This is a genomic window from Streptomyces sp. NPDC090025 (assembly GCF_044748125.1).
Taxonomy (GTDB): Bacteria; Actinomycetota; Actinomycetes; order Streptomycetales; family Streptomycetaceae; genus Streptomyces.
The window spans coordinates 152542-172034 of the sequence record NZ_JBIVFL010000014.1 but is presented as its reverse complement, the minus strand read 5'-3'; the positions used below and the strand labels follow the sequence as shown (position 1 = coordinate 172034).

16 protein-coding genes are annotated in these 19493 nt (G+C 71.9%); 3 read left to right on the top strand and 13 right to left on the bottom strand.

The genetic code is table 11. From position 1 onward, the window contains the following. Window positions 1-8: 8 nt before the first annotated feature. The 3 genes from ccrA to ACIPXM_RS27975 form a co-directional block, all read right to left on the bottom strand. Window positions 9-1346, bottom strand: a complete 1338-nt coding sequence (gene ccrA / locus ACIPXM_RS27985; RefSeq protein WP_401660809.1) for a crotonyl-CoA carboxylase/reductase — start codon at window positions 1344-1346, stop codon at window positions 9-11. 432 nt (window positions 1347-1778) lie between these two features. Beyond that, the gene (locus tag ACIPXM_RS27980; RefSeq protein ID WP_401660806.1) at window positions 1779-2684 is read right to left on the bottom strand and encodes a TetR family transcriptional regulator; all 906 of its coding nucleotides are present in this window, start codon (window positions 2682-2684) and stop codon (window positions 1779-1781) included. Between the two features lie 145 nt (window positions 2685-2829). After that, a complete protein-coding gene (locus ACIPXM_RS27975; RefSeq protein WP_401660804.1) occupies window positions 2830-4611 on the bottom strand; it encodes a 3-hydroxyacyl-CoA dehydrogenase family protein in 1782 nt (593 codons plus the stop codon). 334 nt (window positions 4612-4945) lie between these two features. On the opposite strand from ACIPXM_RS27975, the gene ACIPXM_RS27970 reads away from it, so the two are divergent. After that, on the top strand, window positions 4946-5545 hold the full coding sequence (locus ACIPXM_RS27970) for a HEAT repeat domain-containing protein (protein WP_401660801.1): 600 nt from the start codon (window positions 4946-4948) through the stop codon (window positions 5543-5545). Window positions 5546-5581: 36 nt separating this feature from the next. Here ACIPXM_RS27970 and ACIPXM_RS27965 read toward each other — a convergent pair whose 3' ends face one another. Together ACIPXM_RS27965 and ACIPXM_RS27960 are read right to left on the bottom strand one after the other, a co-directional pair. Continuing rightward, window positions 5582-7237 carry an alpha/beta hydrolase gene (locus tag ACIPXM_RS27965; protein ID WP_401660798.1) on the bottom strand — a complete coding sequence of 552 codons (1656 nt, stop codon included), beginning with the start codon at window positions 7235-7237 and terminating at the stop codon, window positions 5582-5584. 94 nt (window positions 7238-7331) lie between these two features. Further along, window positions 7332-8483 (bottom strand): Rv2578c family radical SAM protein, encoded by a 1152-nt coding sequence (locus ACIPXM_RS27960; protein WP_401660796.1) that lies wholly within the window; start codon window positions 8481-8483, stop codon window positions 7332-7334. Between the two features lie 159 nt (window positions 8484-8642). On the opposite strand from ACIPXM_RS27960, the gene ACIPXM_RS27955 reads away from it, so the two are divergent. Together ACIPXM_RS27955 and ACIPXM_RS27950 are read left to right on the top strand one after the other, a co-directional pair. Continuing rightward, window positions 8643-9086, top strand: a complete 444-nt coding sequence (locus ACIPXM_RS27955; RefSeq protein ID WP_401660794.1) for an SRPBCC family protein — start codon at window positions 8643-8645, stop codon at window positions 9084-9086. Between the two features lie 316 nt (window positions 9087-9402). After that, a complete protein-coding gene (locus ACIPXM_RS27950; protein WP_401660792.1) occupies window positions 9403-11898 on the top strand; it encodes an MFS transporter in 2496 nt (831 codons plus the stop codon). Window positions 11899-11913: 15 nt separating this feature from the next. On the opposite strand, the gene ACIPXM_RS27945 is transcribed toward ACIPXM_RS27950, so the two are convergent. The 8 genes from ACIPXM_RS27945 to ACIPXM_RS27910 form a co-directional block, all read right to left on the bottom strand. Further along, window positions 11914-12240, bottom strand: coding sequence for a DUF6422 family protein (locus ACIPXM_RS27945; RefSeq protein ID WP_401660789.1), 327 nt, complete (start codon window positions 12238-12240; stop codon window positions 11914-11916). Window positions 12241-12287: 47 nt separating this feature from the next. After that, the gene (locus ACIPXM_RS27940) at window positions 12288-12539 is read right to left on the bottom strand and encodes a hypothetical protein (RefSeq protein WP_401660787.1); all 252 of its coding nucleotides are present in this window, start codon (window positions 12537-12539) and stop codon (window positions 12288-12290) included. Window positions 12540-12677: 138 nt separating this feature from the next. After that, the gene (locus tag ACIPXM_RS27935; RefSeq protein WP_401660785.1) at window positions 12678-13814 is read right to left on the bottom strand and encodes a hypothetical protein; all 1137 of its coding nucleotides are present in this window, start codon (window positions 13812-13814) and stop codon (window positions 12678-12680) included. Window positions 13815-14020: 206 nt separating this feature from the next. Next, window positions 14021-14560: a hypothetical protein gene (locus ACIPXM_RS27930; RefSeq protein WP_401660783.1), complete on the bottom strand. Its 540-nt coding sequence runs from the start codon at window positions 14558-14560 to the stop codon at window positions 14021-14023. 181 nt (window positions 14561-14741) lie between these two features. Next, window positions 14742-16304: a trypsin-like serine protease gene (locus ACIPXM_RS27925; protein WP_401660780.1), complete on the bottom strand. Its 1563-nt coding sequence runs from the start codon at window positions 16302-16304 to the stop codon at window positions 14742-14744. Window positions 16305-16431: 127 nt separating this feature from the next. Further along, window positions 16432-18096, bottom strand: a complete 1665-nt coding sequence (locus tag ACIPXM_RS27920) for a S1 family peptidase (RefSeq protein WP_401660778.1) — start codon at window positions 18094-18096, stop codon at window positions 16432-16434. A gap of 41 nt (window positions 18097-18137) precedes the next feature. Beyond that, window positions 18138-18629, bottom strand: coding sequence for a hypothetical protein (locus ACIPXM_RS27915; protein ID WP_401660775.1), 492 nt, complete (start codon window positions 18627-18629; stop codon window positions 18138-18140). Window positions 18630-18797: 168 nt separating this feature from the next. Further along, window positions 18798-19298, bottom strand: coding sequence for a hypothetical protein (locus ACIPXM_RS27910; RefSeq protein WP_401660772.1), 501 nt, complete (start codon window positions 19296-19298; stop codon window positions 18798-18800). Between the last annotated feature and the right edge of the window lie 195 nt (window positions 19299-19493).

Below are 19493 nucleotides of genomic sequence, written 5' to 3'. Positions count from 1 at the left end.
TCCCGGGGTCAGACGTTGCGGAAGCGGTTGATGGCGTCGAGGTGCTGGGCCCGCAGCTCCGGGTTCCGCACGCCGAGGCCCTCCTCGGGGGCGAGCGCGAGGACGCCGACCTTGCCCTGGTGCAGGTTGCGGTGCACGTCGTAGGCGGCCTGGCCGGTCTCCTCCAGGGAGTAGACCTTGGACAGGGTCGGGTGGATCTTGCCCTTGGCGATCAGGCGGTTGGCCTCCCACGCCTCGCGGTAGTTGGCGAAGTGCGAGCCGATGATCCGCTTCAGCGACATCCACAGGTAGCGGTTGTCGTACTGGTGCATGTAGCCCGAGGTCGAGGCGCAGGTGGTGATGGTGCCGCCCTTGCGGGTGACGTACACGGAGGCACCGAAGGTCTCGCGGCCCGGGTGCTCGAAGACGATGTCGATGTCCTCGCCGCCGGTCAGCTCACGGATCTTGGAGCCGAACCGCTTCCACTCGCGCGGGTCCTGGTTCTGCTCGTCCTTCCAGAACTTGTAGCCCTCGGCGTTGCGGTCGATGACCGCCTCGGCGCCCATGGCACGGCAGATGTCGGCCTTCTCGGGGGAGGACACGACACAGACCGGGTTGGCGCCGCCGGCCAGCGCGAACTGCGTGGCGTAGGAGCCGAGTCCGCCGCTGGCGCCCCAGATGAGGACGTTGTCGCCCTGCTTCATCCCGGCGCCGTTGCGGGACACCAGCTGACGGTACGCGGTGGAGTTGACCAGGCCGGGGGCCGCGGCTTCCTCCCAGCTGAGGTGGCCGGGCTTCGGCATCAGCTGGTTGGACTTGACCAGGGCGACCTCGGCGAGGCCGCCGAAGTTGGTCTCGAAGCCCCAGATCCGCTGCTCGGGGTCGAGCATCGTGTCGTTGTGGCCGTCGGAGGACTCCAGCTCGACGCTCAGGCAGTGCGCGACGACCTCGTCGCCGGGCTTCCAGGAGTTGACGCCGGGGCCGGTGCGCAGCACCACGCCCGCGAGGTCGGAGCCGATGACGTGGTACGGCAGGTCGTGGCGCTTGGTGAGCTCGGAGAGGCGCCCGTAGCGCTCCAGGAACCCGAAGGTCGAGACCGGCTCGAAGATCGAGGTCCAGACCGAGTTGTAGTTGACCGAGCTGGCCATGACGGCGACCAGGGCCTCGCCCGGGCCGAGCTCGGGCAGCGCGACCTCGTCCAGGTGGAGCGAGGTGCGGGGGTCCTTGTCGCGGCTCTCGAGCCCGGCGAACATCTCGGCCTCGTCCTTGTGGACGGTGACGGCGCGGTACGACTCGGGGAGCTTGAGGGCGGCGAAGTCGGCCGAGGTGGAATCGGGCGACTGGATCGCGTCCAGGATGTCCTTCACGGGATGCCTCCGGCGGTGCGGCGTCCCTGCGGGGGACGCGCTGAGGGTTTCGTCGGGGTTGCTGCTGTGGAGGTGTGCCGTCGGTTCGGCGCGGTGGTGCGATGGCGGCGCCGGGTGTGGCGCAGGAGGTGCCTGTGACGCAGGCGTCCGGGCGCACGGGCAGGATCGCCTGTGGGGACAGCCGGCGCACGAGGAGATCTCCACCGCGCCGGCCGCTCGGACGACTTCAACGTATGGCACGCCGTGTCACGTGACAAGGCACTGCGTGCCAACAATTTCTCTCAGATGCAATCTGCTGTTCTCGAATGAGCGATGATCGATCGAAAACCCGCCTGAACTGGGCGGATACGACGAGGGCCGCCCCCGGAAAACCGGGGACGGCCCTCGTACGACCCTCCTGCGACCCTCGTCCGAGTCCGCTCGGGCGGCTGCTCAGCCCTTCCCGAGCGCCTTCTGGATGGTCCGCATGACCTCGTCGAGCGGTGCGTCCGTCCGGGCGACGGCGACCACCACGTCACCCGTCGTCGAGGCGACCACCGGCGCGCCCGCGGGAACGCCCGCCGGCGCGCCTGGCGGCGCGGCCATGACCGGCCGGACCTGACCCGCCTCGGCCGCCGCCGAAGCGCCCGCGGAACCACCCGGGGTGCCGCCCGCGGGCACCGGCCGGGCGCCGATGCCCGAACCGAAGGTGTCCCGCACGATCGCGAACGCGTGGTCCAGCTGGCCCTCCACGTCGCCCTGCCCGCCCGCCCGCAGCCACCGCCGCAGCACATGGTTGTGCGCCGTGACCACGGCGGACGCGGCCACCTCGGCGAGCAGCGGGTCGTCGTTGCCGTCGTGGTGGTCCCGCTCGTCGAAGTGGCCGAGCAGATACCGCGTGAACAGCCGCTCGTAGCGGGCCACCGAGGCGATCTCGCGCTCCCGCAGGGTCGGTACCTCGCGGGTGAGCCGGTAGCGCTCCACCGAGACCGCGGGCGACCCCGCGTACATCTTCATGACTTCCTTGATGCCCCGGCACACCGTGTCCAGCGGATGCTCGTGCGGCGGCGCCGCGTTCAGCACCGCCTCGGCCCGCACCAGGGTGTCGTCGTGGTCCGGGAAGATCGCCTCCTCCTTGGACCGGAAGTGCCGGAAGAAGGTGCGCCGGGCCACCCCGGCGGCCGCCGCGATCTCGTCGACCGTCGTCGCCTCGTAGCCCTTGGTGGCGAACAGCTCCATCGCCGCCGCGGCCAGCTCGCGGCGCATTTTCAGCCGCTGGGCGGCGGCACGGGTGCCCGCCGCGCTCTCCTGGGCGTCGGGCGCGGGTGTGGCACGGGGTGTCTTGGCGGCCTTGGACATGCCCCGAACGTACTGCATCGGAGCGGGAGTGTGCCCAGGTGGGGGCGGGGGCCCCGGAGCGGCGCCCAGGGGCCCCCGCACGGGCCCCCGGACGCCCGGCGGGCCGAGCAGCCCGCCCCACCCCTGGTATGTGCCGTGGCCAGGGTCAGCGGCGGGCATATTCGCGGAAGCCGCGCCCGGTCTTGCGGCCCAGGCAGCCCGCGGCCACCAGGTGCTCCAGGAGCGGCGCGGGAGCCAGGCCCGGGTCGCGGAACTCGCGGTGCAGCACCTTCTCGATGGCCAGCGACACGTCGAGACCGACCACGTCGAGCAGTTCGAACGGCCCCATCGGGTAGCCGCCGCCCAGCTTCATCGCCGCGTCGATGTCGTCGAGCGACGCGTAGTGCTCCTGGACCATCTTGATCGCGTTGTTCAGGTACGGGAAGAGCAGCGCGTTCACGATGAAACCGGCCCGGTCGCCGCAGTCCACCCCGTGCTTCCTGATCCGCGCGGTGACCTCGCGGACGGTCGCGTGGACGTCGTCGCCGGTCAGCACGGTCCGGACGATCTCGACCAGCTTCATGGCGGGCGCCGGGTTGAAGAAGTGCATCCCGATGACGTCCTCGGGCCGGGTGGTGGCCCGGGCGCAGGCCACCACCGGCAGCGACGAGGTGGTGGTGGCGAGCACCGCGCCCGGCCGGCAGATCTTGTCCAGGCGGGCGAACAGCTCCTGCTTGACCGCCAGGTCCTCGGCGACCGCCTCCACCGCGAGGTCGACCTCGGCGAACGCGTCCAGCGAACCGGCCGGACGGATCAGGGCGAGCGCCTCGTCCCGCGCCTCGCCGGTCAGCCGCCCCTTGTCGACCGAGCGGGCCAGCGACTTCGCGATCCGCGCCTTGGCGGCGTCGGCCTTCTCCTGGGTACGGGCGGCGAGCACCACCCCGTACCCGGCCTTGGCGAACACCTCGGCGATCCCGGACGCCATCGTGCCCGAACCGGCCACGCCGACCGACCGGACCTCGCGGCCCGCGCCGGTGCCGACCGCCCCCTGCGGGGTGAGCGCGTCACGGACCACGGTCGCCGAGCCCGGCGCCTCGTACGTGTAGAAGCCGCGGCCGGACTTGCGGCCGGTCAGGCCCGCCTCGCTGAGCTGGCCCAGGATCGGCGCGGGCGCGTGCAGCCGGTCGTGGGAGGCCGCGTACATGGCCTCAAGGACGGTACGGGCGGTGTCGACACCGATCAGGTCGAGCAGTTCGAGCGGCCCCATCGGCAGCCCGCAGCCCAGCTTCATCGCCGCGTCGATGTCCTCCCGGGACGCGTACTTGGCCTCGTACATCGCGGCGGCCTGGTTGAGGTAGCCGAACAGCAGCCCGTCGGCGACGAATCCGGGCCGGTCGCCGACCGCGACCGGCTCCTTGCCGAGCTCCTGGGCGAGCCGGGTGACGGCGTCGACCGCGCGCGGGTCGGTGAGCACCGAGGAGACCACCTCGACCAGCTTCATGGCCTGGACGGGGGTGAAGAAGTGCAGGCCGAGGACGCGCTCGGGGCGCGCCGAGTCGGCGGCCAGCCGGGTCACCGAGAGGGCGTTGGTGCCGGTGGCGAGGATGGTGTCGGGGCGGACGATGCCGTCGAGGGCCCGGAAGACCTCGTGCTTGGTCTCGTACGACTCCGGCACCACCTCGATCACCAGGTCGGCGGCGGCCGCCGCCTGGAGGTCGGAGTAGGTGCGGAAGCGGGCCAGGACGTCCTGCCGCTCCTCCTCGGTGATGCGCCCACGGGCCACCGCACGGGCGGTGGACGCCTCCAGGGCGGCCACGGCGTGGGCGGCCGCGGTCTCGTCGATGTCGATGCCGATGACCTCGCGGCCGGCCCGGGCGAGGACATCGGCGATGCCGCTGCCCATGGTGCCGAGACCGACGACGGCGATGGTGGCGAGAGGGGTGTCCATCAGGGGACTCCTGAGAGGAAGAGTGACGACTGAAGGCGGTGCGGCGCGGAACGCCGAGAACTCCGCGGGAGAACGGCGGAGGCGGCGCGGGGCGCGAGGATCCACGAGGGCCCGAAGGGCGCGCGAAAAAGCGGAGAAAGAGGCGACGGACCCTGTCCCGGGGTCACGCCGAAAACTGCCGAACCGAACGAACTGTCCCGACGGCTGCGTCACCAGGCCGTCGGGTGGCTGCGGGGGGTGACCCGCTCACCTGAGATTAACCGCCGGGTAACGAGCGCGCCAGTCCTCAGGAGTTGGGAATGATGTGATCCCGGTCGCGGATAGTCTTCGGAATATGAATTTCGCCGCGGACCCCGAATTCTGCTCGATGATCGATCGTTTGCGGGAAGAGGTGGAAAACACCGCCGACGACGTCCCCGCGGCAATGGCGGCATTCGAAGAACTCGCCGGACCCGCCGGTACGGAGGAACTCCACCGGGTCCTCACCGCACCGGGGCAGCCGCTCTGGGCCCGCGAGATCGCCGCCTTCCGGCTCGGCCTCGAACGCGACCCGCGCGCCTTCGAGGCGCTGGTGCTGCTCCTCAACCACCGTGACCCGGAACGCTGCGTGGCCGCCGCGCACGCCCTGACCCGGCTCGGCGACCCGCGCACCGCCCGCGCCGCCGCGACCCTCGCCACCAACGAACTCCGGGTGGCCTACGCGCTGTTGCCGGTCCGGCTGCTCGCCGCGCTGCGCGCCCCGGAGAGCGTCCCCGCGCTCGTCACCGTCCTCGGCCGACGGCTCGACCCGGCCGACCCGCACTGGCGGGTCGGCCTCGCCTGCGTCGAGGGCCTGGCCGCGCTCGGCGGCCCGGAAGCCCGTACGGCCCTGACCGCGGCGCTGCCCCACCCGAGGCTCGGCGACGCGGCCAGGGCCGCTCTGGCGGGCCTCTGAGGCCCGTGAGGCCCTGCGGGGCCCGGAGGAGTCCGGTCAGCCGTGGCGTACGTGCCCGAGCATCCCGTGCAGCGTGGTGCCCGGGTCCGAGACCGCGGCCACCGGCGTCCCCGCCGCCCGCTCCTCCGTGCCCTTCCCGGCCTTCTCGTTCTTCGCTTCCTTCTCGGCCTTCGCGGGCACCGGCTCCGGCGTCGTCTCGCAGACCGCGTCGGCCTCCGCGCCCGCCGCGCCGCGCGGCAGCTTCCCGGTGCCCAGGTAGGCCGCGAGATGGGCGTCCACGCACGTGTTGCCCATCAGCGACACCCCGTGGTTGCCGCCGCCCTCCTCGACGACCAGCCGGGAGCCCCGCAGCAGGCGGTGCAGCTCGACGCCGCCCTCGTACGGGGTGGCCGCGTCGTCCGTGGCCTGCAGGATGAGCACCGGCGCCACCTGGTCGTTGCTGACGTCCGGCGGGGTCAGCGACTCCACCGGCCAGAACGCGCACGGCGCGTTGTACCAGGCGTTGTTCCAGGTGGAGAACGGCGCCTTGGCGTGGGTCTCCCAGTTGTCCTTGCGCCACACGCTCCAGTCGCGCGGCCAGGACGCGTCCCGGCACTGCACGCTCGTGTAGACCGAGTAGCCGTTCTCCGCCGCCGCGTCGACCGCCCCGTACTCCTCGTACGCCCGCACCAGCGGTCCGCTGTCGTGCTCGTTGACGTACGCCGAGAACGCCGCCGCCAGCTTCGGCCAGTAGCCGTCGTAGTAGCCGCCTGGCAGGAAGGTGTCCTCCAGCTCGCCGGGACCGACCTTGCCGCCCGCCGGGGTGACCGTCAGCTCCTCGCGCATCCGGTACCAGGCCGCCTCGACGGCCGCCGGGTCGGTGCCGAGCCGGTAACTGGCGTCGTTGCGCGCCACCCAGGCGGAGAAGTCCTTGTGCCGGGTGTCGAACGCCTGGTCCTGCGCCAGGTTGTCCTCGTACCAGACGCCCTGCGGGTTGACGACCGAGTCGAGCGCCATCCGCCGCACCCGCTCCGGGTAGAGGCGGGCGTAGACGGCGCCGAGGTACGTGCCGTAGGAGTAGCCGAGGTAGCTGAGGCGCGGCGCGCCGACCGCCTTGCGGATGGCGTCCATGTCGCGGGCCGTGGAGACGGTGTCGATGTACGGCAGGACGTCGGCGTACTTGTCGCCGCACGCCTTGGCGAACGCCTGGGCCCGGTCGAGGCCCGCACGCTCGACGTCCGCGCCGCCGGGCACCGAGTCGGGACGCACCGGATCGAAGTGCCCGGGGCGGCAGTTGAGCGCGGGCTCGCTGCGGCCGACGCCGCGCGGGTCGAAGCCGATCACGTCGTAGCCCGCGGCCACCTTGGGCGGCAGCGCGGCGGCCACGAACCCGGCCAGGGTCCGGCCGCTGCCGCCGGGGCCGCCCGGGTTCACCAGGAGCGGGCCCTGCGAGACCCGCGCGGTGTGCGGGACCCGGGTGAGCGCGAGCGCGATGCTCCGCCCGGCCGGGTCGTCGTGGTCGAGCGGCACCCGGAGGGTGGCGCACTGCAGCCTCGGATACGCCTTGGTCGGGCAGTCGGTCCAGGTGACCGGGGCGATCGGGCGGGCGGACGGCTCGGGTTCGGACGCGGCGGTGGCGGTGGCGGGCAGGACGGTGACCGTCCCGGCGACCAGGGCCCCAGCGGCGATCAGCATTCCTGCGCGGGGTGTCATACGGCGTCGGTGCCCCGTGACGGGTGCGCCGGGACGGTCCGGGGCGAGAGTTGACCCGTTCAGCTCACGTGACACACCGTCAAGGGAGTGGTGTTCACAGCAGGGTGAGCTGTTCCGGCCCGTCGGGCACACGCGCGTGGTGGTCGGGGAGCGGTACCGGCGCCGGCTCCGGGCGGCCGGTGCCGTCGCCCCTGCGGTGCGGTCCGATCCCGAACTCGGCCGCCAGCTCGTGCACCTGACGGGTGATCCGGCGCTGGTACCAGGTCGGCGCGTAGGCCCCGGCCGCGTACATCCGCTCGTACCGCGGCACGAGCCCGGGATGGTGCTGCCGCAGCCAGTCGAAGAACCACTCGCGGGCCCCGGGTCGCAGATGCAGCACCAGCGGGGTGACCGAGGTCGCCCCGGCCTCGGCGATGGCGCGGACGGTGGCCCGCAGCTGCTCCGGCCGGTCGCCGAGGAACGGGATCACCGGGGCCATCAGGACCCCGCAGCCGATGCCGCTCCCGGCGAGCGCCCGCACCACGTCGAGGCGGCGCTCGGGGGCCGGGGTGCCGGGCTCCACGGTGCGCCACAGCTCGGTGTCGGTGAACCCGACGGACACCGACACCCCGACCTCGGTCACCCGGGCCGCCTGCCGCAGCAGCTCCAGGTCGCGCAGGATCAGGGTGCCCTTGGTGAGGATCGAGAACGGGTTGGCGTGGTCCCGCAGCGCCTCCAGGATCCCCGGCATGAGTCTGTACCGGCCTTCGGCCCGCTGGTAACAGTCGACATTGGTGCCCATCGCGATGTGGGCGCCCTGCCAGCGGCGCGACCCGAGCTGGGCGCGCAGCAGCTGCGGCGCGTTGACCTTCACCACGATCTGCGAGTCGAAACCGATGCCGGTGTCGAGGTCCAGATAGCTGTGGGTCTTGCGCGCGAAACAGTAGACACACGCGTGCGTGCAGCCCCGGTAGGGGTTGACCGTCCACTCGAAGGGCATCCGGGAGGCGCCCGGCACCCGGTTCACGATCGACCGGGCGCGGACCTCGTGGAAGGTGATGCCCCGGAACTCGGGGGTGTCGAAGGTGCGGGTGGTGACCGCGTCCGCGTCGAACAGGCCTTCCGCGGTCGCGGTGGATCCGGTCGCGGTGGATCCGGCCGCGGTCGCGGTGGATCCGGCCGGACCGGATCCGGTCGGCGCGGATCCGGCCAGGGTGGCGGGGCCGGTGGCCGTAGCGGCCCGGTCGGCCAGATGGTCCCAGCGCATCGGGCGCCTCCTCGGGGGTCGGGGCGAACCCCAGAATAGAACATCTGTTCCCTTGATCACCGCAACCCGGATTTCGCCCCCCGGCGCCCAGGTGGTTGGCTTGCCCCGTATCCCCCGTGGGCACCACGAGAATCACCGAAATCGAGCTGGAGGAAGTCAATGGCGCAGGTCGAGGCCACGACGGAACGGGTCATCGCCGCCGACGCGGAGACGGTGTTCGACGCTCTCGCCGACTACAGCGGCACGCGCGGGAAGCTGCTCCCCGAGCACTTCAGCGAGTACGAGGTGCGCGAAGGCGGCGACGGCGAGGGCACCCTCGTCCACTGGAAGCTCCAGGCGACCAGCAAGCGGGTCCGCGACTGCCTCCTGGAGGTCAGCGAGCCCACCGACGGCCAGCTCGTCGAGAAGGACCGCAACTCCTCCATGGTGACCACCTGGACTGTCACCCCGGCCGGTGAGGGCAGCGCCAAGGCCGTCGTCTCCACCGTCTGGAACGGCGCGGGCGGCATCGGCGGCTTCTTCGAGAAGACCTTCGCCCCCAAGGGCCTCGGCCGCATCTACGACGCCGTGCTCGCCAACCTCGCCGCCGAGGTCGAGAAGTAGCCTCAAGAGGCAGTATCGAGAACTGGCGTCGAGAACTGGCGTCGAGAAGTAGCCTCGGGAAACCGGAGCCGGGAAGTAACGCCCGGTTTCGTCACCGATTCGAGTGGTTTCCCCGCGACCCCCGCAAGAGCGCCCGGCGCACTCGGGGGTCGCGGACTCTCCGGCAAACGCCCTGATGAGCGCCCCAAGTGCGCCTCCCCGCAGGGATGTTCCGGCGCCGCCGCGCCACCCTCCCACCGCACCGCCCGACTTGCTCCCGCTTCGCGGCCAATGCGAAGAATGGCGCGCGCAGACGCCGTGACGAGGGGAGCAGCACATGGGTGCGAGCACCATGACCAAGGCCGCCGAGGCCGGTGACAGCACAGCCCTGTTCCTCGCGGACGAACCGCCCGCCGAACAGCCGCCGCCACCGCATCCGGCCGCCCCCGAGCCGGCACCGCTCGACCCGCGCCGGGTCCGCCTGGTGTTCTGCGGCCTGATGCTGGCGCTGCTCCTCGCGGCCCTGGAGCAGATGATCGTGGCCACCGCGCTGCCGAAGATCGTCGGCGAACTCCAGGGCCTGGACCGGATGTCCTGGGCGATCACCGCCTACCTGCTGACCGCCACCATCGGCCTGCCCGTCTACGGCAAGCTGGGCGACCTGCTCGGCCGCAAGGGCGTCTTCCTCTTCGCCATCGTCGTGTTCGTCATCGGCTCAGGGCTTGCCGGCTGGTCGCACACCATGGACCAGCTCATCGCCTTCCGCGCCATCCAGGGCGCCGGTGCGGGCGGACTCATGATCGGCGTCCAGGCGATCATCGCCGACATCGTGCCCGCCCGGGAACGCGGCCGCTACATGGGCCTGATCGGCGCGGCCTTCGGACTCGCCTCCGTGGCGGGGCCGCTGCTCGGCGGATTCTTCACCGACCACGTCTCCTGGCGCTGGTGCTTCTACTTCAACGTGCCCTTCGGCCTGCTCACCCTCGCCGTCGTCGCCGCCGTCCTGAAACTGCCCCGGCCCACCGCCCGGGCCCGGTTCGACGTGCTCGGCACCCTGCTGCTCGCCGCCGCCTCCACCTGCCTGGTGCTGCTGACCAGTTGGGGCGGCACCGAGTACGCCTGGGGCTCGCGGACCATCCTCGGCCTCGGCGTCGGAGCCCTGCTGGCCGCGGTGCTCTTCCTCGTCGTCGAACGCTTCGCGCCCGAACCCCTCATCCCGCTGCGGCTGTTCCGCGACCCCGTGTTCGCGGTCACCGGCCTGGTCGGCGCGGTCGTCGGCATCGCCCTGTTCGGCGCCGCCAGCTACCTGCCCACCTTCCTGCAGATGGTCGAGGGCGCCACCGCCACCGAGTCGGGACTGCTGATGCTGCCGCTGATGGGCGGCATCGTCATCGCCTCCGTCGTCTCCGGCCAGCTCATCAGCCGCACCGGCCACTACAAGGTGTATCCGATCGTCGGCGGCGCCGTCTCCACCGTCGGCATGTGGCTGCTCTCCCGTCTCGACGCCGACACCCCGCGCCTCCAGTACAGCCTCTGGCAGGCCGTCCTCGGCCTCGGCATCGGCCTCGTCATGCCGGTCCTGGTGCTCGCCGTGCAGAACTCGGTGCGCCCCGCCGACCTCGGCACCGCCACCAGCGCCCACAACTACTTCCGCCAGATCGGCGGCAGCGTCGGCGCGGCGATCTTCGGCACCCTGTTCGCCGCCCGCCTCGACGACGCCCTCGCCGCCCGGCTGCCGCACGACGGCACCACCGCGCTGCCGCCCGCCGACGCCATCACCCCGCAGGTCGTCCACGCGCTGCCACCGGTCCTGCGCGACGCCTTCGTCCAGGCGTACGCGGACGCCATGCCGCGGATCTTCCTCTACCTCGTGCCGGTGCTCGCGCTCGGCCTCGTCCTCGCCTGCCTGCTCAAGGAGAAACCGCTGGTGTCCCACCACACCCCCGCCACCGAGGCCCCCGCAAGCCCGCTGCCGCACGCCCGGGGCGCCGACGCCGAGCCCGCCCCGTACCCGCCGTACACCCCCCACGACAACGGCTACCCGGGCACCCGGACGGCGACCGTGCCGCTGCTCGCCGGAGTGCCCGTCTGCGGCACCGTCCAGCACCACGACGGCAGTTGCGTGCCGCGCGCCGCGCTCACCCTGATCGATGTGCGGGGCCGCCAGGTCGGCCGCGGCGCGAGCGGCGACGACGGCCGGTACGCGCTGAGCGTGCCGGGACCCGGCGCGTACGTGCTGATCGCCGCGGCCGGCGGCCACCAGCCGCAGGCCGTCTCCGTCACCGTCGGGGAACGCCCGGTCGACCTCGACGTCGTCCTCGGCGGCGCGGGCCGCCTCGCGGGCACCGTCGTTACCGCCGACGGCACCCCGGTCCGGGACGCCGCCGTCACCCTCACCGACGTCCGCGGCGAGGTCGTCGCCTCCACCCGCAGCGGGCGCGAGGGCGGCTATGTCATCGGCGAGCTGGTCGCGGGCGAGTACACCCTCGCCGCCAGCGCCCCGGCCTTCCGCCCGGCGGCGCTCCCGGTCAGCGTGCAGTCCTCCCGGGAGACCCGCCAGGACATCGAGCTGGCGGGCGGCGCGGTGCTGCGCGGCACGGTACGGGCCGGTGGCGGGCGCCCCGTCGAGGACGCCAGGGTCACCCTGCTCGACGCGGCGGGCAACGTCGTCGACACCCTCACCACCGGCCCCGACGGCAGCTTCCGCTTCGTCGACCTGTCGTCCGGCGAGTACACCGTCATCGCCGCCGGCTACCCGCCGGTCGCCACCGTCCTCCAGGTCGCGGGCGGCGGCCGCACCGAGCGCGACCTCCAGCTCGGCCACGAGGACTGAGGGGCCGCCCGGCCGTCAGAACGACTCGTGGGCGTCCCGCGGATGCCCGCAGACCCGGATGATCGCGCCCGCGCCGATGTCGGGCCCGGTGAAGTCGCGGTACTGGCTGTAGCAGAAATCGGAGTCGCCGCGGAACCCCGGACAGCCGCAGGGCTGGACCGGGGGACCCGGCGACTGGACGCCGGTGCAGATCTCCAGGGCGCCGGGGGCCGCGAGGGTCTCGTCGAGGCCCGATCTGGCCAGCACGGCGGCGGCCTCGGTACGGGCCCGGTGGATCAGCCGGGCCGCTTCCTTCAGGGCCCGGACATGGTCCTCGCCCAGGCGGCCGGACGGATAGGACATGGTCGCTCCTGTCCCGGGTCGTGCCGAGTCGTGCCGGGTCGTGCCGGTCACTGCTCGTCGACGCGTTCGCAGACGACGAAGCCGGGCTCGATCTCCGAGCACTCGAAGACGGGCTGGACGAACCCCACGGTGAGGGTCGTCGGGCCGGACGTCTCGTCCCGCCCCGCCGGGTGATAGGCGAGCGAGAAGTGCCGTACCGCGCCCGGATACCGCTCCAGGAGACCGCGGAACTCCGTGACCAGACCCCGGAACTCGTCGGGGACGACGGCACCGCCGCCGTTGCTGCCTTGCTCGGCCATGGCCGCCTCCTTCCCGTCCCAGTCTCGCGCGGTACGGGCCCGGGCGCAGCGCGTACGGCACACGCGCGCGTACGACCGTGCCCCCGGCCCGCACGGGGACCGGGGGCACGGTGCCCGGGGGGCCGGGCCGTACTCGGGTCAGGACTCGGGGGTGGTGGCCTTCCGCAGCGCGCTGATGCAGGCGCCGATCGCGTCCTGGAGCGCCTCCAGGCGCTGGAGCATGTCGTCCTCGACGACGTCCTCCTCCAGGACCTCGTCCAGGGTCAGCTCCTCGAACACCTTCGTCGCCTTCTGCAGGCTGTTGTAGAACTTCGCCCGGCGCTCCTGCACCCGCAGTGCCGGATCCGCCTCGACCGCCTGCGCGACCAGCGTCTTCACCGACTCGTACGCCTCACCGGCCCACTCACCGGCCTCCTCGGCGTCGTCCAGCTCGTCGATCAGCGACAGGTGCCGCTCCGCCTCGGCGCGCAGCTCGGGCGGCGCGGCGACGGTCTGCCCGGCCGGGGTCCTGACCTGGCCGCCCTCCGCGATCTGCCGGACGAACTCGATCCGGTCCGCCGCCTTGGCCTCCTGCGCCACCGCCTTCTTCAGGTCGCCGGTGCGGGCGATCGCCCGGGCCATCTCGGTCTGCAGCGCCGGGTCCTCCTTCATCCGGTCGAGCAGCGCCCCGCGCGCCGCCTCGGCCGTGCCCGGGTCGGCGAGGATCGCGGCCCGCAGCGCCGTCGGGTTCTCGGCGACCTCCAGGGCCTTGGTCGGCTTGATGCCCTCCGCCTCGGCGGCGGCGGTGATCGCGTGCCCGCGCACCGAGGTCGCGCTGTTGCGGGACGAGTAGTACGACAGCCAGACGTCGGCCTCGGGCAGCTCGACGTCCGCGCCCGGGGCGAGCGCCTCGAACTGCGGCACCAGGCCGTCGTCGGCGGCCATGTCCCACGCCTTGTAGTAGCGCATGACCCGCTCGGGGGAGCAGCCCGCCAGCTCCGCGAACGCCTTCGCCGACACCTTCTCCGACCCCTCGGCCGACTGGCCACCGGGCCGCACGCTGCGGGCCACCTTCAGCGCGAAGGCCCAGCCGCCGGTCCGCGCGTACACGCCGAAGTCGCGGGCGTCACGGACCACGGACTCGGCGACGGCCTGCGCGGCGGGCTCGACCCACTCGCCGGAGTCGAGGACGGTGTCGACCGCGGTCCCGGAGGCTTCGGGGGCCTCGACGGCCTCGGCGGCCTCGGGGGCCTCGGCGGGGGTGGGCAGGTCGGTGGGGGCGAGCGAGATGGTCACCGAGGGGTCTCCTGGGGTCGGGGGCAGGGGGCGCGGAGCGGGTTCCGCGCCCGCAAGCCTATACGGACGAGATGAAAGGATTCGCCCGATTCCCGGGTGTCGGCCGGCCGGCCGGATGCTCGCCGGACGGCCGCCCGACGGAGGGCCCGGCGAGGGACATGGGGGCGGTCCAACCACCGCCACCGTCGTCGAGCGCGGGGGCGGGCCTATGGCGCCGAGCTCGTATGCGTAGGCGCTGGTGGTGAGCGTCTGCCAGGCCCGTAGCGCTTCGCCTTCGGGCCGGTGCCGTTCTTCCGGGCGGCCTCCCTCTCGGTCTCGGTCCGCACCGCGACCTGGGCCAGGCAGGCGCCGGACGTCTCGCCTCCGCTCACGCCTGCCCCCAAGGTGGTGCAGCCGAGGTCGAGGTGCCCGAGGCTCGCCAGGCGCTGCACCTGGGCGGTGAACGCCCGGGTGAACAGGCGCGGCGCCGACAGCTCGCCGTACCGGTCGATCTGGTCGAACCCCAGTTGGTCGTCGGCGGCGGCGCGGTTGCGCCAGCCCAGGACCGGCCCGCGCTCGACGTCGGCGAACTCCGGCTCCCGAGCGGGGACGACGGCCGGGCGCGGCGCGGGCAGCGCGCCCGGGGCTACTGGTGCTGCCGGAACGTCGTAGGCCGGCTGCGTGGCCGCGGCCGCCTGGTGCTGAGCGCGGCGGTCGGTCTGCTTCTCCTCGCAGCGCGGGCAGTCCCGGCCGGAGCCGAGCAGCACACGGTCGTGCTCCTCCAGGCGTCGCCCTTTCGCGTCTCGTGCGCGCTGAGGTCGCATCCGGTCATGGCCGGGGCGGCGTCCTCGCGGCACATTCCGAAGGCGTGCGGGCTATGCCCGTGTCTGGTGTGAACTGCCAGTGATCTCGCTCGGAGTCGTCGAGCACCATCCAGAGCGTGATGTGTCAGTTGGCGGTTGCGGTGGAGGAGATGTCCTTGATGCTGCTACTGCGGACGGGAGTGAAGGTGCTCCAGGCGCCGTTGGGGTTGCGGTCGGTGGTCCAGATCTGGGTGTCGCTGCCGATGGCGAAGAGGCGGACCTTGTCGCCGATGGCGGTGGCGGTGACGTCCTTGATTCCGCTGCTGGCGATGGTGGCGAATGGTGTCCAGGTACCGACGGTGTAGTCGCCCAAGGCGGTGTGGATCTTGTCGTCGTTACCGACGGCGAAGAGGTGGAGCTTGTTGCCGATGGCGGTGGCGGCGATGTTCTTGATGCCGCTGCTGGCGATCGGGTTGAACGCGCTCCAGGTCCCGGTCGTCATGTCGCCGTTGGCCGAGTAGATCCGCTTGTCGCCGCCGACGGCGAACAGGCGGACCTTGTCACCCATAGCGACAGCGGCGATGCGCTGGATGGAGCCGTTGCCCGGGACGGCCGTGAACGGGGTCCAGGTGCCGGCGGTGTAGTCGCCGGTGGCGGTGTAGATCTTGCCGTCGCTGCTGAGGGCGAAGAGGCGGACCTTGTCACCCGTGGTGGCGGCGGCGACCTGTGTGATCGCGCTGTTGCCCGGCACCTGGTTGAACGCGGTCCAGGTTCCGGCCGTGTAGTCGTTGTTGGCGCTGCGGATCCTCCCGTCGGTACCGACTGCGAAGAGGCGGAGCTGGGAGCCCATGGTGACGGCGGAGATCTGCTTCATGGCGCTGCTGCCGGGGACGGGGGCGAAGGCGGTCCAGTCTCCGGCGGTGTCGTAGGTGCCGGTGGAAGCGTGGATCTGGTTGTCGCCGCCGATGGCGTAGAGCCGGCTGAGCGGGCGGCTGGCCCTGACATCCTGGAACCAGGGGCTCACGTCGTCGACGCGGGTCTCGAGAGCACTGGTCCGTGTTTCGGCGGGGTTGGTGCCGAGGCATCCTCCCTGCCAGGAGCGCGAGTTGACGGCGACCAGTTCGGGGGCCCCGTCGACGGTGCGCAGGGCCGGGCTGCCGGCGTCGCCCTGACAGACGGTGGCCGTGGCGGAGCCGTCGAGCTCGACGGCGGTGTCGGTGGTGGAGGACACGGTGAACGTGCCGGTGTGGAGCTTGGCGGGCACCCATTCGGTCTTCGTACGGCCGAACCCGGCCTTCGTGAGCTGCTCGCCCGCTGCTGCGGGGGTCGTGGCGAGGCGTACGGGCTTGACGCCGGGGTCCGTGACCGGCTGGGTGAGACGTATGAGGGCCAGGTCCCGGTCGGGGTGCGCGAAGACTTCCTTCGCCTGCTGGACGCTGCCGCCGGGCTGGTTCAGATCGGTACGGCCCACGGTCACGGTCGTCGTGAGTCCCGGAGTTCCGGCGGCGGGTATGCCGGCGGCGGTGAAGCAGCTCTTGGCCGTCAGCACCCAGAGCGGGTCGACGAGCGCGCCGCTGCAGGCGGTCTTCTCCGCGATGTTGATCTTGGCGGTGAAGTTCAGCTCCGCGGCGGGTTGCCCGGTGAGGGCGGTGGCCGACGGCGTCGAGGCCGCCATGGTCAGGGTGACGGTGGCGGCCAGAGGCCACATGAGGTGTGACCGCTTTGCAGGCACAGGTGCTCCTAGGTCAAGACACAGAGTTCAGGGCTGGTGGGGACGTGCGTCGGATACGGCTGCGGGGGTCGGCAGGTGCCGGCCCCCGCAGTTCGGTGATGGGCTAGTTCCAGCTGCCGGTGATGGCGAGGTGGGTGGGGTTGGCGGGGGCACCGGGCGGGGTGTCCGCCGGCTCCCATGTGGCGTTGGTGTGCCGCAGGGTCTGCCTGATCACTCCGCCGGTGATGATCGCGGCGTGGAACTCGTTGTCGACGGAGGCGGCGGCGACGCTGGTGACAGGTCCGCTCCCGAGGATGGGGCTGAGGTTGCCGAAGGCGCTCCAGGTGCCGTTGGCGATCCGGGCCACGTGCTTGACGCCACCGCCCGTCTCGGTGAGGACGGCTTGGAGGTCGTTGCCGGTGCCGGCGAAAGCCATGCCGTTGACCTTGGCGGGGTGCCCGGAGATCTTGGTGATCTCGCCCCACTTGTTCCAGGTGCCGTTGGCGTTGCGGATGGTGTGGAACGCGCGGCCCTCGGTGGTGACGACACCGACGTGCGTGGCGTTGCCGACCTTCGCCGCGGTGATCTCCGCAGGCACGGGGTTGGTGCCGGGCAAGGCTCCGGTGGCTGTGGTGACATCGCCCCACTTGGACCATTTGCCGGCCGCGTCCCGGCTCGCGTGGTAGACGCGGCTGTTGGTGACCGCGACAAGCCCGAGGTTGCTGCCGATCGAGGTGAGCGAGATCTTCCTGATGCCCTTGAGCGCCCCCAGTTCGCCGGTCAGGGCCCTGAACGGGACCCAGGTGCCGTTGGAGTTGCGGGTGGCCTGGTAGACGACGCCGTCGCTGCCGAGCGCGAGGACGTGGTTGGTGCCGGAGACGGCGGCGTCGGCCGCGACCTCGATCTCGCCGATGCTGCCGGCGGCCTTCTCCACGTCTCCGAAGGCGGACCAGTCCCAGTTGCTGTCGCGTATGGAGTGGAACAGGTCCTTGCCGGCGGTGGTGACCATCTGCAGGCGCCACGGCGTCAGCGTGGAAGCGGTGGACTGCCTGATCCACGTGCCGAGGTCGTCCACCCGGGTCGCGGCGGCGCCGGTGCGGGTCTCGGACGCGGGAGTGCCCAGGCAGCCGCCCTGCCATGAGGCCGTAACGACACCGGCGAGCTCGAACCGGCCGTCCTTCTCCCGGATCACGGGAGCGCCGGTGTCGCCCTTGCAGACTGGAGTGCCGTCGACGAGCAGCCCCGTGTCGGTCACCGGGCCCGTGGTGAAGGCCCCGGTGCGCAGCTCGTTGGGGACCCAGGTGTCCTTCGTACGGCCGTAACCGGCGCCCTTGAGGCTCTCGCCCGGGGCCGGGGCGGTGCCGGCGGCGCGCAGCGGCAGGATGCCGCGGACAGGTGTGTCGAGCTTGGCGAGGACCAGGTCGCGGTCAGTACGCGGGACGAGCTCGACGACGCTGCGGACCTGACCGTTCGTCGCATCGAGCTGGGTGCGACCGATCGTCGCGGTCGTCTTCCACTTCGGCGCACCCGCGGCGACCGTGTGGCCGGCGGACGGATCGGCGGCGAGGCAACTGGCCACGGTCAGCAGCCACTGGGCGTTGACCAGCGTGCCGGTGCACGACCGGACGGAGTCTCCCATCACGAGCTTCGCGGTGAACCCGTACGAGGAGTCGGTGGCGGGGTTGCCGTCGACCGCTCGGGCGGACGGTGCCGTGACGAGAAGGCTGGAGGCTGCCATGGTCGCGGCCATGGCGCTGCCGAGGATGCTGCGGGGACGGGGGCGCTTCATGGGGTGTCGGCTCCTGCCGGGGAGGCGTGGGTCGGGGAGAGTCAGGAGAAGTGGGGGCGAAGGTCGCGGGGGCGGTTGAAGTAGGCGATCGCGTTCCTGCGACGGCAGTTGACTCCGATGAGGCCGCCGAGGGCGATGCCGGGGACGGAGAGCCCTCCGCCGGTGAAGAGGTTGATCAGACCGTTGGCGGCGATGAGGCCGCCGATCACGATGGCGCCGATGCGGACGCCGCCACGGCCACTGCGGAAGCGGGCCGCGAGCCCGACGGCCACCGCCGCCTGCACGAGGGTCACGGCGCCGATGAGGATCAGTTCGAGTGCGGCGGTGCCTTCGAGATCCGCTGTGTCGACGCTGCCCGACTGAGCGGCGAGGCCGGCGAAGAGGAGCATCATCGCGGCGAGGGTCTGGAAGCCGCCGATGATGAACAGCAGGACCCGAGCGGTCTTCACCGAGCCGGGCATCACCTGGTCGGATTGTGGGTGCGCCGTGACGGGGGCGAAGGGAGGTGTGTTCGGCTGGGGCGGAGTGGACATGTCCGTGTTCCTCGATGTGATGGCTTCCACCGCGTGCGGTGAGGCTCTGGCCGGCGTGAGACGCTCGGCCCGCGGTCTGCGCGCCCGGCGGGTGTCCGTGACACGGCGACCGGCGCGGGGAGCACGGCGCAGCGGTGATTCCGGCGCCGGGGCGAAGAGAGAAGTCGGTCAGCCGGTGACGCGAAGCTCGACGAGCGTGGCCTTCTGGCCTCCGCCGGGGAGGTCGCCTTCGCCTACGGGCTTGTAGTCGTCCTTGGGCACGTCGACGGTCGTGGTGCCGCTGTCGTTTGCCATCTTCGCCCGCACGGCGTTGCCGTCGGTCTGGATGATGAAGACGTCCTTGAGTTCCAGGCTCAGGAAGCCGCTGTTGCCGGATGCCGCGAAGCAGAACCTGAAGTTGCTGCCGACGTCAGGACTGTTGGACTTGACCTGGATGTTCCAGTTGTCGGTGCACTCGGTGAGCAGGAGCCGGCCGTCGCCTCGGATCAGCTTGATGCCGCGGTCCTTGAGGATCTGATCTGCGTGCGGGTAGCCGAAGTCCTCCACCGCGTTCGGCATGGAATCCGACGCCTGCGCGTCGAGTGCGCGAGGAGCGGGGACGTCGTGCCGAGTCGTGGCATAGGCCGCGCTTCCGGCGCAGACCGAGAGGCCGACGGCCGCGGTGAACACTGCCCTGTAAGCGTGAGAACGCATCTGACTACTCCGAGTAGAGAGCCTCCGGGCCAGGGCAGGATGACCGTAGGAGGTAGGTAAGTAATGCTTTGGTAATGTACAGCACGATTCGCCGCCGCAGACACGTCAGCGTCGGCGGTACTTTGACAGGGCGTCACTGTCCGGGGAGACGGACGCCCTGCTTCACCCACG

Excerpts from the sequence above, each read along its gene's own strand:
- ACIPXM_RS27960 (WP_401660796.1), bottom strand. The coding sequence starts at position 8,483 with ATGCGCTGGGACCATCTGGCCGACCGGGCCGCTACGGCCACCGGCCCC.
- ACIPXM_RS27925 (WP_401660780.1), bottom strand. The coding sequence starts at position 16,304 with ATGTGGCCTCTGGCCGCCACCGTCACCCTGACCATGGCGGCCTCGACG.
- ACIPXM_RS27950 (WP_401660792.1), top strand. The coding sequence starts at position 9,403 with ATGGGTGCGAGCACCATGACCAAGGCCGCCGAGGCCGGTGACAGCACA.
- ACIPXM_RS27955 (WP_401660794.1), top strand. The coding sequence starts at position 8,643 with ATGGCGCAGGTCGAGGCCACGACGGAACGGGTCATCGCCGCCGACGCG.
- ACIPXM_RS27975 (WP_401660804.1), bottom strand. The coding sequence starts at position 4,611 with ATGGACACCCCTCTCGCCACCATCGCCGTCGTCGGTCTCGGCACCATG.
- ACIPXM_RS27940 (WP_401660787.1), bottom strand. The coding sequence starts at position 12,539 with ATGGCCGAGCAAGGCAGCAACGGCGGCGGTGCCGTCGTCCCCGACGAG.
- ACIPXM_RS27980 (WP_401660806.1), bottom strand. The coding sequence starts at position 2,684 with ATGTCCAAGGCCGCCAAGACACCCCGTGCCACACCCGCGCCCGACGCC.
- ACIPXM_RS27920 (WP_401660778.1), bottom strand. The coding sequence starts at position 18,096 with ATGAAGCGCCCCCGTCCCCGCAGCATCCTCGGCAGCGCCATGGCCGCG.
- ACIPXM_RS27965 (WP_401660798.1), bottom strand. The coding sequence starts at position 7,237 with ATGACACCCCGCGCAGGAATGCTGATCGCCGCTGGGGCCCTGGTCGCC.
- ACIPXM_RS27970 (WP_401660801.1), top strand. The coding sequence starts at position 4,946 with ATGAATTTCGCCGCGGACCCCGAATTCTGCTCGATGATCGATCGTTTG.
- ACIPXM_RS27945 (WP_401660789.1), bottom strand. The coding sequence starts at position 12,240 with ATGTCCTATCCGTCCGGCCGCCTGGGCGAGGACCATGTCCGGGCCCTG.
- ACIPXM_RS27915 (WP_401660775.1), bottom strand. The coding sequence starts at position 18,629 with ATGTCCACTCCGCCCCAGCCGAACACACCTCCCTTCGCCCCCGTCACG.